General features: G+C 62.5%; 2 protein-coding genes. Both read right to left on the bottom strand.

Going from position 1 to position 1391, the window contains the following annotated elements; translation table 11 throughout:
* The coding region (gene rpoZ / locus ACESMD_RS13660) for a DNA-directed RNA polymerase subunit omega (protein ID WP_372614060.1) at positions 1-192 on the bottom strand (192 nt) is incomplete at its 3' end.
* 103 nt (positions 193-295) lie between these two features.
* Positions 296-916: a guanylate kinase gene (gene gmk, locus ACESMD_RS13665; RefSeq protein ID WP_372614062.1), complete on the bottom strand. Its 621-nt coding sequence runs from the start codon at positions 914-916 to the stop codon at positions 296-298.
* Positions 917-1391 lie beyond the last annotated feature (475 nt).

The raw sequence follows: 1391 nt of genomic DNA on the forward strand, positions 1-1391 counted from the left end.
GAGCACGCTCTCGTCAATCAGGCCCTCGGCGATTTCACGCAGTGCCATGACGGTGGCCTTGTCGTCTTCCCAGGGCAGCAGGGCATCTCGCGACCCACGGGCCAGCTGACGGGCTCGCTGGGTGGAGATCATCACCAGCTCGAAGCGGTTTTCGACATTTTCCAGACAATCTTCGACGGTTACTCGCGCCATGAATAGGTTCCTTAACGATGATCGGGAACCCTGACCCTGGCCGCCGGAGGCGCCACGGACGTCGGTTCCACCAATGAGTAGACCCACTAGGTTACTCGACCCGCTAGTCCTGTGACAAGAGGGCCTCGAGCAGCGGGCCGTGGGCCCGGCTGACGCGCCCCAGGGTCAGGCGGCGGGCGATGACCAGCGACTGCAGCTCACGCAGAGCGGTGGTGAAGTCGTCATTGATCACCAGGTAGTCGTATTCGTCGTAGTGAGACATCTCCGTGACGGCTTCGCGCATGCGCTGGGCAATGACCGCATGCTCGTCGGTGCCGCGGTTGGCCAGGCGGCGTTCCAGCTCGCCCCGGGAAGGCGGCAGGATGAAGATCGAGACGGCATCGGGTATCTGCTGGCGGACCTGGCGAGCCCCCTGCCAGTCGATCTCGAGGATCACGTCCTGGCCGGCATCCAGCATGGAGGCCACGGCGGGCCGAGAGGAGCCGTAATAGTTGTCGAACACCTGGGCATGCTCGAAGAATTCACCGTGCTCGATCATCGCCTCGAACATCGGCAGGTCGACGAAATGATAGTTCACGCCGTCCACTTCACCTTGGCGACGCTCACGGGTGGTGTGCGAGACAGAGACCTGGATTCCGTCGAGGCTTTCCACCATCTCGCGTACCAGGCTGGTCTTGCCGGCACCCGAGGGGGCGGACACGATGAAGAGCGTACCTTGCGACATGAGCGTGCGTCCCTGAGATGGCGACCAGAGTGTGCGGCGGTGAAAGGCGCGAAGTATCGCATACCCACCCCGGCCCTGCACGAGCTAGCCGGCCGGGGTTGACAGGCCCTGGGGCTGGGGGAAACGCGCGTGACGACGCCCGTCCTCACGAAGCGGGCCATTTTCGACTAGCAGGCTGTCAGATTTGACCGATCGTCGCAGTAAATCAGCGTTAAGTCCGACAGCCTGCTAGTGTTGAAGTATCGGCCTCATCCCTGTCGTTGGCGAGGCAGTGACTTCCCCCTCCGGAGCCCGGCCCAGTGGAATTCAAGGATTACTACCAGACTCTCGGGGTGGCCAAGACGGTGTTGTCCGATCCGGAAAAGCGGGTCGCCTACGATCAACTGGGTCAGCACTATCGATCAGGCCAGGATTTCCAGCCGCCGCCGGACTGGGATGCGGGCTTCGAATTCACGGGGCAGGGTTTCGAAGGTGA

It is taken from the genome of Halomonas sp. (assembly GCF_041689495.1).
GTDB lineage: Bacteria > Pseudomonadota > Gammaproteobacteria > Pseudomonadales > Halomonadaceae > Halomonas.